We start from the raw sequence: 15815 nt of genomic DNA on the forward strand, positions 1-15815 counted from the left end.
TATGAAAGTTATCTTACTGGAAGACGTAAAAGCACTTGGTAAAAAAGGACAGACTGTAAACGTAAGTGACGGATATGCAAGAAACATGCTTCTGCCGAAAAAACTCGGCATCGAGGCAACCGCAAAAAACCTGAATGAGCTGAAACTCCAGAAAGCACACGAGGACAAAGTGGCAGCAGAGCAGCTCGCTGAGGCACAGGCTTTCGCGAAAGAGATTGAGGACAAACAGGTTACCGTAGCAATCAAAGTCGGCGAGGGTGGAAAAGTATTCGGAAGCGTATCGGCAAAAGAGATCGCTGAGGCAGCAAAAGAGCAGCTCGGATACGACATCGACAAAAAGAAAATGCAGCTTCCGAACCCGATCAAGGTTCTTGGAACGACAGAAGTGCCGATCCGCCTGCATACCAAAGTAACTGCAAAGCTGAAAGTTATCGTAAAAGAAGCATAATTCTATGGAAGAAGCACTGATTAAACGAATCCTTCCGCACAGCATCGAGGCGGAGCAGTCGGTCATCGGTTCCATGCTGATGGGGCGCGAAGCCATCATGGCGGCATCGGAAATCCTGACGAGCGACGATTTTTACCAGCACCAGTACGGCGTCATTTTTGATGCCATGGTGGAGCTGTTCAATGAGGGAAAACCGGTCGATCTGGTCACCCTGCAGAACCGCCTGCGTGAAAAGGATGTTCCGCCGGAGATCAGTTCGATGGAGTTTGTCCGCGATCTTTTAAATGCGGTGCCGACTTCGGCGAATGTGCGCCATTATGCGAACATCGTCAGCGAGAAAGCGGTGCTGCGCCGTCTCATTAAGCTGACAGAAGAGATAGAGAATGACTGCTATCTGAACAAAGAGCCGGTGGAAGTCATCATGGAGGAGACGGAAAAGAAGATGTTCCAGTTATTGGGCCAGCGGAATTCCGGAGACTTCATGCCGATCCGCCAGGTTGTCATCAATACGCTGGAGAACATCGAGCGTGCATCGAAGACGAAGGGAAATGTCACGGGTATTCCGACCGGATTCACGGATCTGGACTACAAGACATCGGGTCTGCAGAACTCTGACTTTATCCTGATTGCGGCACGTCCGTCTATGGGTAAAACGGCGTTTGTCCTCAATATTGCGCAGTATATGGCGTTTAAGAAAGACAAAGCCGTTGCGATTTTCAGTCTCGAGATGTCGCGGGAGCAGCTGATGAACCGTCTGCTCTCGATGGAGTCGAAAGTAGATTCCCAGCATCTGAGAACCGGAAACCTGAAAGACGACGAATGGAGCAAGCTGATCGAGAGCGCCGGCATGATCGGTGAATCCCGACTGATGATCGACGATACACCTGGTATCTCGATCGGAGAGATGCGGTCGAAATGCCGCAAATACAAGCTGGAGCACGGTCTTGATATCATCATCATTGACTACCTGCAGCTGATGTCGGGAAGCGGAAAGAGCTCCTCGGAATCGCGCCAGCAGGAGATTTCGGATATCAGCCGTTCCTTAAAAGCACTCGCGAGAGAGCTGAATGTGCCGGTTGTTGCACTGTCCCAGCTTTCCCGGGCTGTTGAGCAGCGTACCGACCACCGTCCGATGCTTTCCGACCTGCGTGAGTCGGGAGCGATCGAGCAGGATGCCGACGTTGTTATGTTTATCTATCGAGATGATTACTATAATAAGGATTCCGAGAATAAGGGAATCGCGGAAATCATCATCGCCAAACAGCGAAACGGCCCGATCGGAACCGTCAATCTGGTCTGGCTGCCGGATTATACGAAATTTGCGAATGCAGAGAGATAAAAGAAAATATTTTATGTGTCAGAACGTGTCGTGGGATAGTCCTGCGGCACGTTTTTTGTGTATAATTGTATGAAGTTGTCGGAATATTACGATGAGATTTTCTTGCGGCAGGGGATAACAGATCCTATAATAAAGGGAAGAAGGGAGTGGCTGCCGTATGGAAAATAGAACGTATCTGGTCACGGAGGCGGAGAAGCTGACCGGGGAGAAAGCGCATGTGCTCCGGTACTGGGAGGACGAGCTCGGCATGGAAATCCACCGCAATTCGCTGGGACACCGCTGCTATACTGCGCAGGACATTCAGATTTTTCTGGGAATCCGGGAACTGAAGAAAAAGGGGCTTCACCTGAAAGCGATCCGCGAGCTGATGCCGAAGCTGGTGCAGGCAACGGCGGAGATCAAAGCGTTTCCGGCGGAAGCGGCAGAGACGGCAAAGGAGAAGCCGGATCCGGCAATACCGGGAAAAGCGGACGAAGTGCCGGAGGTGGTTGTCGATCTTCTGCCCGAGCGGGAAGCAGAACAGCTGGCGGACACTGTGATGCGGCAGGAAGAGGAGGAGCGTCAGACGGAGTTTTACCGCGTGCTCGGCCGTCTGCTCGATCAGATGATACAGAAGCGGCGCCAGGAAGAGCGGAGCCGCCGTGTGGATGAGGCGATCCGCCGCCACCAGCAGAGCCGGAGAGAAGCAGCGGCGACGCTGGAGCAGAAAGGAAAACGGACGAAAGCAAAACGGGGCCATCGGAACAATGGGTAAATCGGACAGAAAAAAAAGAACGCCTGCGAGAGGCGTTCTTTTTGGATCCACGCGGAAATCCGACTTATTTTGCAGCCAGATAATCGTTGATCTGGTCTTCCAGAACCTGAGCGTCCAGGCCGTGAACCATAGCTGCTTCTTCCAAGGACTCACCCTGTGCAGAAGGGCAGCCGATGCAGTGCATACCGGCTCCCATCAGGATTCCGATGATATTTGTATCCATTGCGATTAACTCGCCGATTGTCATGTCTTTCGAGATCTTTGCCATCTTAAAGTTCCTCCTTTAAATGTGTATATACCCGTCGTTCCGATTTTGACGGCTATTTTGATTATAGCGTACCCCCGGGGGGAATGCAAGAACAAATTCATAAGATTATAGAATGTTTATAATTTTGTACTTGTATTTCAGGGGGCAATCGTTTACAATGTGGATAGTACCGAAAGGGCCAAAAAATCTACAAGGAGGATAAGATCATGGCATATGTAATCACAGACGAATGTGTAAGCTGCGGAACCTGCGCTGGAGAATGTCCAGTAGAGGCTATCGCTGAGGGAGATTCCCATTACGAAATCAACCCGGATGTATGCGTTGAGTGCGGAACATGCGCAAGCGTATGTCCAACCGAGGCTATCACAGAAGAGTAATTTGTACGGAACGTACAAAAAAGGAAGTCCTTCGCGGACTTCCTTTTTTTATACATACGTTTCAAAACTTACAGAGAAGCCAGCTCCTGCAGAGCATTCTCTTTTACCATTGCATTTCCATGTTCCAGCAGAAATGCTTCAGCGGCCAGGGAGAAGGATTCCTGTCTGCCGTACTCAGAAAGAATGTTGCAGACCTTGTTGAATTCCTCCGGTTTGCAGCCGGACTGGTGCAGAACGAGCTGATAGTTGGCATCTGCCCTGTTCTTATAGAGGGAATTGCTGCCGGTAAAATACTGGTTCAGCGCTTTTGCGGAGCTGATGACATCGTCGAGGGTTGAGAAGTGGAAGGTGCGTACCAGATCCACATTCTTTTCCTCGGATGCTGCAGGCTCTTTTTCGTTTTCCTTCTGTGCCGCTTTCTTTGCGATTTCCTGTGCCTTGTTCTTCACATCGCAGAGCTTGTGGAACAGGTCGATGATGTCGTCCGCGCCGGAATACTGTACCGGTTCCGGTCCGTCCGTATCGTCGCCGGATGGAGCAAATTTGGCGAAGCGGGTGTCGAGCTCCTGTGGATCCTCGACTCTGGTGATAATGAGGACAATGCTGTCCGGAGCCACCGGAACGGCCTCGACCATGAGCGGGGCATTATCCACGTTGAAGCCGAACTGCTGGTTGGCTTCAAGCATCATATCCTGAAACAGGCTGCGGGCCTTTTCCGTGCCGTAAGCCAGTTCGCTGAGCTTTAAATTTCTTTCGGCAAGATCGGCGCTGGTCAGTGTGCAGCGGATCTTGTTATCATTGATTTTTTCTATTTTCATAACTCTCACGTCCTTAATTACTCTTTACTTATATAAATAGGGCTGCTTACAATATAGTATAACACATCACGGAAAGAAGTAAAGAACTTAAGATTTTTTTTACATTTCGCATAATTTTTTCAGAAATGAAGGGATAAACTTTATTTGTAATTCCCCCGGTTTGAAGTATAATGGGAGTTGGGGAAACCTTTGCTTCTGTCCGGAGGGTGCATACTCCGGCCGGAAGCAGGCACAGAAAAAACGGATCGGATAAGAAGGCGTCCCCGCGAAACATGATCATTGAAACTAAAAACAAAAGTATTTCATACGGATCGATGGGGCTTTCTTTTTTGTACGTCACAACTGCAAATAAGCCATGAAACAAACAATCGACAAAACTTTTTAAACAGATTTTCTGAAAAATACCCAATAGCAAAAAGCAACGATACGTTCGTTACTGTTCAATCAGCAGTGAAACACCTGCTGTTTCGCTGCGTAAGAACATGATTCAGGTGTGAGCAGCCCTCCTTTTGCGAAGCAAAACTTTAAATGAGGGCTGCGAATGTTACAGTTCGCTGGGAACCAGTGAACTGTAACGATACTTTCTGACTCGCATGCGGTTCCCTTGCGCATAACGGTTGCTATTGGGTATTTTTTTTGTTATAATGGGCGCAAGTGGGGAGATCTTCAGAGCGAAGAAAAGGGGAAAAGAACACATGAAGGAGCAACAGAAGAAAAAAGCAGCGCCGGTACTGGTCGTACTGATTCTGATCGTGCTAGTCGGTGCAGCAGGCATTGTTTCATTTTTGATAAACCGATATAAACCCGGAACCGAATACATGGCCGGGAACGAATATTTTAACCTGACAGACGAAAACAGCGTTGCGCTGATCCAGAACGGAGAACTTCTGGAAGAGCAGGCCGTCCTTATCGGAGGAGAGCCGTATGCGGCGTACACATATGTAGAATCCCAGCTGAACAGCTGCTTCTACTGGGATGAAGAAACAAAAGGAATCCTGCTTACAACGAGCGGCGGCGTGCAGACACTGCTTCCGGGCGATGCGGCCGTTGCCAAAACACCGGGCGGACAGCCTGCCGTACAGCAGGAGAGCGACGGAACGGTTTACATTTCGCTGGATGTCGTAAAAGAATACACAGATCTCGACTATGCATATTACAGCGATCCCAACCGTGTTGTAATCCGGAATGAATGGGACGGCGTGGAGCAGGCGACGGTACAGTCAGACACCGCGCAGGTGCGCCAGAAGGGCGGCATCAAGAGTCTGATTCTTGCGGATGTACAGAAGGGTGACACCCTGCTGTATCTGGAAAATCTGGACAACTGGTGCAAAGTCATGACGGCGGACGGCTATACCGGATACATCCAGACAGAGGATATCTCCGAGCCGGAGGCCATCGAAGCGCGGACGGCAAAGAAAGATTCCTATGAAAGAATTACACGGGATCACAAAATCAATCTGGTCTGGCATCAGAGCACATCGACCGAGTCGAACGACGCGATGGCAGAGATGACAGCAGAAATGACCGGCGTGAACGTGATTTCACCGACCTGGTTTTCCGTGACAGACGAAACCGGTACGATTTCCAGCCTTGCGAGCGCCGATTACGTGAAACTGGCGCATGACGCGGGACGGGAAGTCTGGGGATTGATTGATAACTTTAATGAAGCATTTGACGAAACAACCGATCTTGCCTACGCATCCGTGCGCAGCAGAATCATTGAGCAGCTGCTCGCCGAGGCAGCATCGTGCGGCATGGACGGCATCAACGTGGATTTCGAGAATCTGAAAGAGGCCGGAATCCCGCATTACCTGCAGTTTCTGCGGGAACTGACGAGCGCGGCGCATGCACAGAATCTTGTGGTGTCGGTCGATACGCCGGTACCGCAGGCTTACACGATGTATTATCAGCGCGGCGAGCAGGCAAGATTTGTGGACTATATGATTGTCATGGCCTATGACGAGCATTTCGCGGGAAGCGAGGAGGCAGGCTCTGTTTCATCCCTCCCGTTCGTACAGCAGGCCGTGGAGGAGATGACGCGGGTGATGCCTGCCGATCAGGTGATCTGCGGAATCCCGTTTTATACCCGTGTCTGGACGGAAAAGTTCGGACAGAGCGCCATTACCAGCGAGGTGCTGGGCATGGATGGCGCCAAAAACTATGCCAAAGAGAATCAGATGACAGAAACCTGGGATGCATCCCTTGGCCAGAATGTGGCAACGGTAGAAACTTCCGATGCCAGATACACGATCTGGATGGAGGATGAGCAGTCCATGGAGGAAAAACTGAAAGTGATCCAAAGCGCCGATCTCGCCGGAGTGGCAGAGTGGAAGCTCGGATTCGAGTGCGCAGACGTCTGGAGTCTGATTTCAGAATATATTGAAACAAACAGTTGACGAGGAGTCCGGGAAGGATAAGGGGAATGATAAAAGCCCGGGCACGAAGGAGGAGTATACATGTCAGAAAACAATCACGAAGAATTATTTAAAACAACGCTGATGGGCGGTTTCGATAAGGACGATGTCATGACGAAAGTGCAGAACCTGAAAGATCAGGCGTATGCCGCTCAGAAGAAACTGGAAGCGAAGATCGAGGAAAACGAGCAGGAAATCGAGAAGCTGAACCGCAAGATCCGCGAGCGTGAGGATAAAATCGAGGAGCTCGAAAAAAACATTCATGAGAAATACCAGAGCTATATCGACAATTATGACAGCATCAGCGGCCTTGTGTTTGAGGCACAGGTGAAAGCGAAAAAACTGACACAGGAAACAGAGGAGAGCTGCAGAAAGCTAAAAGAAGAGACCGAGGAAGCCTGCCGCCGGAAAACCGAAGAAACGGACGAGTCCTGCCGCGAGAAAACGGAGGAAACGGATGAGGCGTGCTGCAAAAAGAGAGAGGAGACAAACGAGTCCTGCCGGAAACAGCAGGAAGAGACAAAGGAATCCTGTGCAAAGCAGCGCCGCGAGACGAAGGAACAGTGCGAATACATGGTAGAGAGCGCACGTCAGAAGGGCGAGGAACTGGCTGCTGTTTATGAAGAAAAACTGCAGGCCGAAGCAGAAGAAATCCAGAGCCATATGGACGCGGAACTGCAGAAAGCCAACACCAGATACCAGAAGATTTACGCCGAGATGGAAACCATGACAAGTGTACTCGAGAAGAACCGCAGAATTTTTGAGGAGGCTTTTGCCGGCATCGAAAAAATGCGTGAGGAGATGAAACGTTCTGCGTCGGAAGTGGAAACCTTCATGAAAGATCCGGTAAAAAGTATCTTTCCCGGAGAGGCAAAAGAAACAGCCGCAGAGCCAGGCAGTGAAGATACCGCAGAAGAAGCAGAGGAAGAAGACGAAATCGTCGAAAATTCCGCAGTCATCGATTTCGAAAATGAGCCGGATTATCTCGATGATGACAACGACGAAGAAGAGGATGAAATCCCGAATCGCGCGCATGATGAAGAAGATGAGGAAGAGTAACCGGAAGCAATAAGAGTTGTAACCTGCCCCGCTGCTGCATAAAATGACCAAGAAAGGAAATTTGCAGCAGGGGGCTTTTCATTTGGAAAAAGGGAAAAAACTGGAATGGCTGATGGCGGTGATTCTGCTTTCGGCGGCGTATGTTCTGTCCCGCGAGGGCGCACGGCTGGTGGCAGCACAGAAGGCAGCCACAAAAGTAGTGGTGCTGGACAGCGGCCACGGCGGCGACGATCCCGGCAAAATCGGGGCAAACGGTGTCAAAGAAAAGGACATCAACCTTGCGATTGCCCGTCTGCTGAAAAAGAAGCTGGAAAAGCAGGGAATCCTTGTGGTGATGACGCGGGAAGGGGAGGATGATCTCTCCGATCCGGGAGCCGTGAATGCGAAAGTGCAGGATCTGCAGCGGCGCGTGCAGCTGATTCATAAAAAAAAGCCGGACTGTGTGATCAGCATTCACCAGAACAGCTACCCGGATGCGGCGGTCAAAGGGGCGCAGGTGTTTTATTATACGGATTCAAAAGAAGGCGAAAAACTGGCGCTCTGCATGCAGGCTGCACTGGTCGCGGGGCTCGATCCGGCGAATCACAGGAAAGCCAAGGGAAACAAAACGTATTACATGCTGAAGAAGACAGACGCAGTGCTGGTGATCTGCGAGTGCGGATTCCTCTCAAATCCGGAGGAGGAAGCGCTCCTGAACACAAAGGAGTACCAGAAAAAGGTGGCGGATGCACTGTGTGACGGCGTTTTAACGTATCTGGGAGAAAAGAAGAATGGCAAAGAGAAGACACAGACGAAGACGGAAGAGACCGCTGCGGGCGCTGCTTCCGCTTATGCTTGTCCTGCTGGCGGCTTATCTGGTATTCGGAGAATTTGATGAGAGCGATCCCGCGCAGAACGGAAGCGGAGCGGACAGCAGCACTGCTTCACAGACGGCAGACGAAAACAATGGTCTGTCAGAGAATGGCGCAACACAGTTTCAGGCGGAAAATACAGATGAGGAGGAGCTGGCGAAGCGGTATTATTACAGCCAGCTCGATGAAAACAGACAGATGATTTACCGCGAACTGGTGCAGGGAATCGCGGAACACCAGGAAACCATCATCACAAAAGGCGGCGATCCCGATGTGACGGCGGAGGTTTACGGATGGGTCTATATGGATTACCCGGAGTACTGCTGGATCAACGGAGCATCACATGTCACGGGATACGGCGAGCCGAAGAACTACTGCGAGGTAGTTCCGGAATACACGATTCCTGCGGAGGAGATCACAGGCCGCCAGACCCAGGTCAAAGGGGCGGGAAATGATTTCTTAAGTGATATCGACCGTTCGATGGATGACTATGGGAAGATCAAGGCTGTCTTTGAAAAATGTATCCGGCAGATTGATTATGTGAAAGATGCGCCGGAGAATCAGACACTCTACAGCGGACTTGTGAACGGACAGACGGTCTGCGCAGGCTATGCCAGAACGTTCCAGTATCTGATGAACCGCCTGGACATCCCGGTCATTTATGTGACGGGAACGACAGACACCGGCGAGGCGCACGGCTGGAATATCGTAAAGTGCGGAGACAATTATTACAACGTCGATGTAACCTGGGGCGATCCGGTATTCGCAGAGGGCGAGAGCGGCGAGTACAATCTGCCGGACGACCTGATCTACTACGATTTTCTCTGCGTTTCCGATGCGGAATTTTCGGACACGCATCAGGCGGATGCGAATCTGCCGCTCCCGGCGTGCAATGCAGATGACCTCGAGTATTACCGCCAGATCGGCCGGTACATGGATACATTTGATGCAAAACAGATTCTGTGGGAAATGGAGACGGATATTGAAGAGACGAAAGAGTATTCCGAATTTAAATTTGCCACCGATGATCTGATGGCACAGGTCATGGAAGCCCGACCGGAGCTTCTCGATAAGGCTTCCGGCTATCTTTGCAGCTATTACGGACTCGGGTCCGTAAAATATACATACAGCGAGGATACGGCGACAAGAAAGCTGATGGTATTCTGGCAATATAAAGGAGAACCGAGTGAATGACGGTTCTCCTTTAAAAATATCCGGAAACAAAATGTCGATCAGCTCGCGCTCGAGAAACTCGATGGTAATCAGGCACGAATAAGGGAGTTCGGAAACCTGGGAAACACTCACAAGATCCTGACGGACGGTGATGGAATGATCCGTGACATCGGTAACCTCTGCGACCCAGGCGGCATGCGGGATCGTCAGATGTTTCGCAATCAAAGGGCCGACCTGCGCGGTATCGCCGTCGGTTGTCTGACGTCCGCAGATAATCAGATCCGCGCCGCCGATCACCTGAATACCCTGCGCCGGCGTTAAGAATATCCCCCGTGGGGGCTTGTGAAAAAGGCCGATTTTTGGTAGAGTAAAGGGATATTTGAGCGGTTGGAGAACGACCGCGCCGGGAAAATTAAGAAAAAGAAGAAAGAAGCGGAAGATATGGAACAGGAATTATTACAGGAAATTGCCTCCTACTGGGGAACCCGTGCGGAGGGGTATTCTGAGGTCAATGAAAAAGAACTGGCGGGAAGCCAGAGAGAAGCGTGGCTGCATGTATTAGAGGAGCAGTTTCCAGAGAAAAAGAAAGAAGAGATGAAGATTCTCGATATCGGAACCGGCCCGGGATTCTTCCCGATGATTTTGTCGGAGGCAGGTTATACGGTGGCGGCTGTTGACTACACGGAGGAGATGCTGGAAAAGGCGAAAGAGAATCTGGGAAAATATACGAAATACGGTCTGGAGCGCGTGACGCTGCAGCGGATGGATGCACAGAATCTGGAGTTTGCGGATGAGACCTTTGATGTTGTCATTTCCAGAAATCTGACCTGGAATCTGGAAAAGCCGGAGCAGGCATACCAAGAGTGGATGCGTGTCCTGAAACCGGGCGGCGTGTTGCTCAATTTTGATGCGAACTGGTACGGTTATCTCTATGACGAGGAGAAAAAAGAAGCGTACGAGGCAGACCGGAAGAAAGTGGAAGAGCAGCAGCTCGACGACCATTATCTGTGCACGGACATTGACCGCATGGAAAACATTGCGCGCCAGGTGCCGCTCTCTACGATGGAACGGCCGGCGTGGGATACGAAGGTGCTCGAATCCCTCGGCGTCTGTTCCATCCAGACCGATTCCGAAATCTGGAAGCGCGTCTGGAGCGAGGAAGAGAGACTGAACTATGCATCGACACCGATGTTTCTGGTGCGCGCGGAAAAAAGCGCAGAGCAGTCTTTCCAGCTTGGTGATGTGACCGTCCGCCGCGGCGAAAAATATCAGGGGGATATCTCCTTTGCGAATGGGGATATCGTGCTTCCGGGAACGATTATCTGTGGAAAACTTCCGGGAAAAACAATGCTGATCACCGGCGGCGTTCATTCCGGTGAATACGTCGGCATTCAGGCGTGTGTGGAACTGGGAGCGGAGCTTCAGCCGGAAAAAACGGTTGGAACGATCGTGATTTTAAAGGTCTTAAACCGTCCTGCTTTTGAAAACCGTGCGGGCAGTCTCGGACTTTCCGATGGCAAAAACCTGAACCGTGTATTTCCGGGCAATCCAAACGGAACCGAGATGGAGCGGCTGGCGTGGGCCATTACGAAAGAAGTTTATCCGAAGGTGGATTATTATATTGATCTCCACAGTGGCGATGATTTCGAAGCATTGACGCCGTATGTCTATTACGCCGGAAAAGCGGCGCAGGAGGTGACAGAAGTTTCGCGGAAAATGGCGGAGCAGGTGGATGTTCCGTACATGGTGCGTTCCCTGGTGTCATCAGGCGGAGCGTACAACTACGCGGCGTCCAAGGGCATCGCGAGCATCCTCTTAGAGCGCGGCGGCATGGGAGCCTGGACTTCCGAGGAGGTCAATTCCGACAAGCGTGATGTGCGCAATATCTTAAGCAGCCTCGGCATGTATCAGATCCGCCGCGATGTGCGGAACTACGTGCCGATGGAAGTGACGGATGTCTGCTATCAGGCGGCTTCCGAAGACGGCCTCTGGTATCCGGCGGCAAAACCGGGCGATATGGTTGCAGAGGGCGCACTGCTCGGAACGATCCGTGATTATAATGGAAAACTCCGTGAGACGTGCCGTGCCGAGTACACCGGTGTAGTGTTGTACCAGACGGGCAGTCTGCAGGTAACAGAAGGGGGCCCTGTCGTTGCTTACGGAAGAATTGTGCGCGAGCCGGAGTACGACGACCGCAAAGAGCAGATTGTCCATTACTGGGAGAAACGGAGCGAGAGCTTTTTAGAGCAGAGACGCTCCGAACTTGCAAACCCGATTGCGAAGCGCTGGATGAAAGAGATTGAAAAACAGATCCCGGCGGGAAGACGGTTAAAGATCCTTGATGTGGGCTGCGGAGCCGGATTTTTCTCGATCCTGCTGGCAAAAGAGGGCCACGAGGTCTTCGGCATCGACCTGACACCGGAGATGATTGAGAATGCAATCCAGCTTGCCGAAGAAGAGAATGCCGACTGCTGCTTCCAGGTCATGGACGCGGAAAATCCGATGTTTGCGGATGAAACGTTCGATGTTGTCATTTCCCGAAACCTGACGTGGACGCTGCCGAATGCGGAGCATGCTTACGGCGAGTGGATGCGTGTGCTGAAAACGGGCGGTGTGCTGCTGAACTTCGATGCCAATTACGGAAAAGAAGATGTTGCCGATACGAAGGGACTTCCGGAGGCGCATGCCCATTTCAAGGTTGGAAACGAGATGCTCGAAGAGTGCGAACGGATCAAATCACAGCTCCCGATCAGCCGCAAAAACCGGCCGGCGTACGATGTGGCGGTGCTGTGCGAAAACACAGCGGGAGAAATCCGCATTGATACGAGCCTTGGAAAACGCATTTATCTGGAAAAAGACGAGTTCTATAACCCGGCACCGATGTTTTCGATTTGTGCCGTGAAGCAGTAAAGGAGTATTTGTGAAAAAATATCTGTTAAAACGACTGCTTCGCCTGATTCCGGTATTCCTCGGCGTGACGATTCTCGCTTTTCTGCTGACGGGACTTTCCTCGGTCGATGCGGTGGATTTAAAAGAGAGCAGCAGCGGCGGCGTGATGTCGGAGGCGGAAAAAGAAGCGATGCGGGAGGAGCTGGGACTGAATGAGCCGAAAGCTGTCCAGTACCTGCAATGGCTGAAAAACGCCCTGCGCGGTGACTTCGGGGAGTCGTACGTTTCCGGCAAACCGGTGCTTGCAAGCTTCTGCGAAAAACTGCCCGCAACGATTGCACTTGCGGCGCTGGCGCTTGCCATGACGGTCTGTCTTTCGTTTCCGCTCGGTATCTTAAGTGCAAAATATCAGAATACGTGGGCGGACCGCAGTATCAGCCTGTTCTGCTTTGCAGGTAATTCGTTTCCGGGGTTTTTCACTGCACTTCTTCTCTTGTCTTTCTTTTCGCTGAAATGGAATCTTTTTCCGGTTCTCAGTATGGGAAAGGGATGGAAAAGCTGTGTGCTTCCGGCGGCGACGCTTGCGGTTTCGATGACGGCAAAATACACCCGTCAGGTGCGTTCTGCCGTGCTTGCAGAGCTGGAGCAGGAGTACGTGGCGGGTGCACGGGCACGTGGGTTAAGTGAAAACCGGATTCTGTTTGGAAATGTATTAAAATCCGTGCTGCTTCGGATGGTCACGCTGCTATTCTTATCCGCCGGTTCGCTGCTTGGAGGAACCGCCATCGTTGAGACGATTTTCATGTGGAATGGTGTCGGAAAAATGGCCGTGGATGCCGTTTCCATGCACGATATTCCCGTGATTCAGGCATATCTGGTGTGGATGGCGGCGATCTATCTGCTGCTGCATCTCATTGCTGATCTGCTGATGGGTGCACTGGACCCGCGGGCGAAGCTGGAGGGAATGCGATGAAAAAAGAACAGAAAAGAAAGATCCTTTTTTATGGCATCCTCGCCGGTGCGCTGCTGCTGTTTGCCGCGTGTGCGGCCCATCTGGCACCGTACGATCCGTATGAGCAGAATCTGGAACTGTCCCTTCTTCCGCCGTCCGCGGCGCACTGGATGGGGACGGACCGCTATGGAAGAGATCTGTTTTCAAGGATTCTCTCCGGCGCGCGGGTCAGTATTTTTTCAGCACTTCTTGTCGTTGCGGCAAGCGCTCTGATCGGAACACTCGCCGGAATTTTCAGCGGCTGGCTGGAAGGTAAAACGGATACGGTTCTGATGCAGATCTCCGATATTTTTCTGGCCTTTCCGGGTATGGTATTTGCAATCGCATTTTCCGGCGTTCTGCAGAGCGGCATGACGGGAGCCGTTGTGTCGCTGATCCTTGTTTCCTGGCCGAAATATGCACGGCTTGCGCGGAACCGTGTGCTGGCATTGAAACACATGCCGTTCATCGCGGCGGCGCGCCTTACAGGAAACGGAACATGGAAGATGATCGGACGCCATATTCTGCCGAATCTTGCGGGGCAGACGATTGTCACAGCGGTGCTTGATATCGGAACGATGATGCTGGAAATCGCGGGTCTGTCCTTCCTCGGCCTTGGTGCGGAAGCGCCGTCGGCGGAGTGGGGAGCGATGATGAGCAACGGAAGAAGTATGCTGCAGACCGCGCCCTGGGTCATTCTGGCGCCGGGACTGGCGATTTTTCTGACCGTTCTTGTCTGCAATCTGCTTGGTGAGGCGGTACGGAAAACGGTGGATCAGGGATAAGGGGCAAACGAAAATGGAAACAAAGGGAGCAAAAACATGAGCGAAAAACTGCTGGAAATCAGCGGCCTTTCTGTCTGTTATGAGGGGGAGCAAATTTTAAATAACATCTGTTTTTCCGTCGAAAAAGGAGAAATCGTCGGCATCGCCGGGGAGTCGGGCAGTGGAAAAAGTACCTTGCTGCGAGCGATCCTGCGGCTGATGGGAAAGAATGGTTCCATCACCGGCGGGCAGATCACATTTCGCGGAGAGGAGCTGACGGGCATGTCCGAAAAGAAGCTGCGGAGTCTGTGCGGTTCAGAAATTGGTATGATTTTCCAGAATACAGGGGCATCACTCTGTCCGACCCGGAAAATCGGAGCACAGATCTGTGAAAGCGTGCGCGCCCATGAGAAACGCTGCGGATTCATCACCCCGATTTCTGGGGGAATGTCTGGCAGAAAAAGCCGCAGAGAAATCAAAGATATGACGCTCCGGCGATTTGTGGATATGGGGCTTTCGGATGGCGAGACGATCTGGAACAGCTATCCATCGTCGCTCTCCGGCGGCATGAACCAGCGCGTCGGGATTGCGCTCGCAATGCTGCTGCATCCGTCGCTTCTTCTGGCGGACGAGCCGACGAGTGCACTCGATGTGGTTTCGCAGGCGCAGGTGCTGCGGGAGCTTCAGGCGTTGCAGCAGAAAGAGCAGACGGGGATGGTGCTGGTGACGCACAATCTTGCGGTTCTCGAGCAGATGGCAGACCGGGTTGCTGTTTTGAAGGATGGAAACATCGTGGAGCAGGGGGAGACAAGGACGGTTTTCGATCACCCAAAGGACGAATATACAAAAAATCTCCTTGCGGCTGTGCCGGGAAGAGGGAAGAACGATGCATAATCATAACATGCTGGAAGTAAACAACTTAAGCAAAAACTTTGCTGGAACCGGCCGGGAAACGGAATTTGCCGCCGTGGACGGCATCAGCTTCACACTGGATGCGGGGGAATGTCTTGGCCTGATCGGGGAGAGCGGATGCGGAAAAAGCACGACGGCCCGTCTGATCACCGGATTGGTCCAGGCGGGTGCAGGCAGCGTTCTGTTGGAAGGCGAGGAAATCCTCGGAAGAAAAGGCAGGCGGCAGCGCGAAGTTTACCGGAAAATACAGATGGTCTTCCAGACCCCGCAGGATTCCTTCGATCCAATGCAGACGCTCGAAACCGGGATTCTGGAAGCTTTTCGGAATCAGGGAATGAGCCGGAAAGAGGCGTGTCTTCATCTGCCGGAGCTGCTGAAAAAAGTGGAACTTAGTTCGGAAACGGCGATGCGCTATCCCCGCGAGACGAGCGGCGGAGAGTGCCAGAGAGCCGCAATTGCGCGGGCTCTTGCTGTGCAGCCGTCTCTTCTGATCTGCGACGAGGCAACGAGTGCGCTCGATGCGGCGGTACAGGCGCAGATCGTTCAACTGCTGAAAAAACTGCAGCGGGAAGAAGGACTTGCGATGCTGTGGATCGGCCACGACCTTGCGCTGGTGCGGGAACTCTGCAGCCGTGTGATTGTCATGCGGCAGGGAAAAATCGTGGAGCAGGGGGAGACGCGGGAGGTATTGGAGTACCCGAAAGAGGAATACACGAAACTGTTGATGGAGTATAGTCTGTGAGAAAACTGTTGAAACA

Annotated in this window: 15 protein-coding genes and 1 pseudogene; 13 read left to right on the top strand and 3 right to left on the bottom strand. The window is 52.0% G+C overall.

Annotated elements, in window-relative coordinates; translation table 11 throughout:
* The first annotated feature begins 1 nt into the window (after position 1).
* The 3 genes from rplI (at position 2) to DW642_RS07535 (ending at position 2541) form a co-directional block, all read left to right on the top strand.
* A complete protein-coding gene (gene rplI / locus DW642_RS07525; RefSeq protein ID WP_022461613.1) occupies positions 2-448 on the top strand; it encodes a 50S ribosomal protein L9 in 447 nt (148 codons plus the stop codon).
* A 4-nt stretch (positions 449-452) separates the two neighbouring features.
* Complete coding sequence (gene dnaB, locus DW642_RS07530) at positions 453-1787, top strand: replicative DNA helicase (protein WP_022461614.1); 1335 nt, start codon at positions 453-455, stop codon at positions 1785-1787.
* 157 nt (positions 1788-1944) lie between these two features.
* A complete protein-coding gene (locus tag DW642_RS07535) occupies positions 1945-2541 on the top strand; it encodes a MerR family transcriptional regulator (protein ID WP_055220134.1) in 597 nt (198 codons plus the stop codon).
* Between the two features lie 64 nt (positions 2542-2605).
* Here DW642_RS07535 and DW642_RS07540 read toward each other — a convergent pair whose 3' ends face one another.
* Positions 2606-2809: a DUF1858 domain-containing protein gene (locus DW642_RS07540; RefSeq protein WP_022461615.1), complete on the bottom strand. Its 204-nt coding sequence runs from the start codon at positions 2807-2809 to the stop codon at positions 2606-2608.
* Positions 2810-3015: 206 nt separating this feature from the next.
* Between DW642_RS07540 and DW642_RS07545 the strand changes: the two genes are divergently transcribed.
* Positions 3016-3186 carry a DUF362 domain-containing protein gene (locus tag DW642_RS07545; RefSeq protein ID WP_022461616.1) on the top strand — a complete coding sequence of 57 codons (171 nt, stop codon included), beginning with the start codon at positions 3016-3018 and terminating at the stop codon, positions 3184-3186.
* Positions 3187-3254: 68 nt separating this feature from the next.
* Here the strand turns inward: DW642_RS07545 and DW642_RS07550 are convergent, their stop codons facing one another.
* A complete protein-coding gene (locus tag DW642_RS07550) occupies positions 3255-4004 on the bottom strand; it encodes an adaptor protein MecA (protein ID WP_055220132.1) in 750 nt (249 codons plus the stop codon).
* 695 nt (positions 4005-4699) lie between these two features.
* On the opposite strand from DW642_RS07550, the gene DW642_RS07555 reads away from it, so the two are divergent.
* From DW642_RS07555 to DW642_RS07570, 4 genes are all read left to right on the top strand, one after another.
* Positions 4700-6400 carry a glycosyl hydrolase family 18 protein gene (locus DW642_RS07555; RefSeq protein WP_158554994.1) on the top strand — a complete coding sequence of 567 codons (1701 nt, stop codon included), beginning with the start codon at positions 4700-4702 and terminating at the stop codon, positions 6398-6400.
* 60 nt (positions 6401-6460) lie between these two features.
* On the top strand, positions 6461-7477 hold the full coding sequence (locus tag DW642_RS07560) for a hypothetical protein (RefSeq protein WP_117509772.1): 1017 nt from the start codon (positions 6461-6463) through the stop codon (positions 7475-7477).
* An 82-nt stretch (positions 7478-7559) separates the two neighbouring features.
* Entirely contained in the window at positions 7560-8351 is a 792-nt protein-coding gene (locus DW642_RS07565) for an N-acetylmuramoyl-L-alanine amidase (protein ID WP_330410121.1), read from the top strand.
* A complete protein-coding gene (locus DW642_RS07570) occupies positions 8248-9522 on the top strand; it encodes a transglutaminase domain-containing protein (RefSeq protein WP_117509773.1) in 1275 nt (424 codons plus the stop codon). The genes DW642_RS07565 and DW642_RS07570 overlap by 104 nt, the downstream gene beginning before the upstream one ends.
* Positions 9523-9642: 120 nt before the next feature.
* Here DW642_RS07570 and DW642_RS16770 read toward each other — a convergent pair.
* Positions 9643-9798 (bottom strand): annotated as a pseudogene (locus DW642_RS16770) (electron transfer flavoprotein subunit beta); the annotation flags it as partial.
* Positions 9799-9942: 144 nt separating this feature from the next.
* Between DW642_RS16770 and DW642_RS07580 the strand changes: the two are divergent.
* Genes DW642_RS07580 through DW642_RS07600 form a run of 5 tightly spaced genes read left to right on the top strand, consistent with a single transcriptional unit; the run spans position 9943 to position 15799 of the window.
* On the top strand, positions 9943-12411 hold the full coding sequence (locus DW642_RS07580; protein ID WP_117509887.1) for a methyltransferase domain-containing protein: 2469 nt from the start codon (positions 9943-9945) through the stop codon (positions 12409-12411).
* A 10-nt stretch (positions 12412-12421) separates the two neighbouring features.
* On the top strand, positions 12422-13363 hold the full coding sequence (locus DW642_RS07585) for an ABC transporter permease (RefSeq protein WP_117509774.1): 942 nt from the start codon (positions 12422-12424) through the stop codon (positions 13361-13363).
* Positions 13360-14166 carry a nickel transporter permease gene (gene nikC / locus DW642_RS07590; RefSeq protein ID WP_055228100.1) on the top strand — a complete coding sequence of 269 codons (807 nt, stop codon included), beginning with the start codon at positions 13360-13362 and terminating at the stop codon, positions 14164-14166. The genes DW642_RS07585 and nikC overlap by 4 nt, the downstream gene beginning before the upstream one ends.
* 36 nt (positions 14167-14202) lie before the next feature.
* Positions 14203-15039, top strand: a complete 837-nt coding sequence (locus tag DW642_RS07595; RefSeq protein ID WP_117509775.1) for an ABC transporter ATP-binding protein — start codon at positions 14203-14205, stop codon at positions 15037-15039.
* Entirely contained in the window at positions 15032-15799 is a 768-nt protein-coding gene (locus DW642_RS07600; RefSeq protein ID WP_242991151.1) for an ABC transporter ATP-binding protein, read from the top strand. Before DW642_RS07595 ends, DW642_RS07600 begins: the two co-directional genes overlap by 8 nt.
* The last annotated feature ends 16 nt before the right edge of the window (positions 15800-15815 follow it).

It is taken from the genome of Blautia sp. AM23-13AC, assembly GCF_003435675.1.
Taxonomy (GTDB): Bacteria; Bacillota; Clostridia; order Lachnospirales; family Lachnospiraceae; genus Fusicatenibacter; species Fusicatenibacter saccharivorans.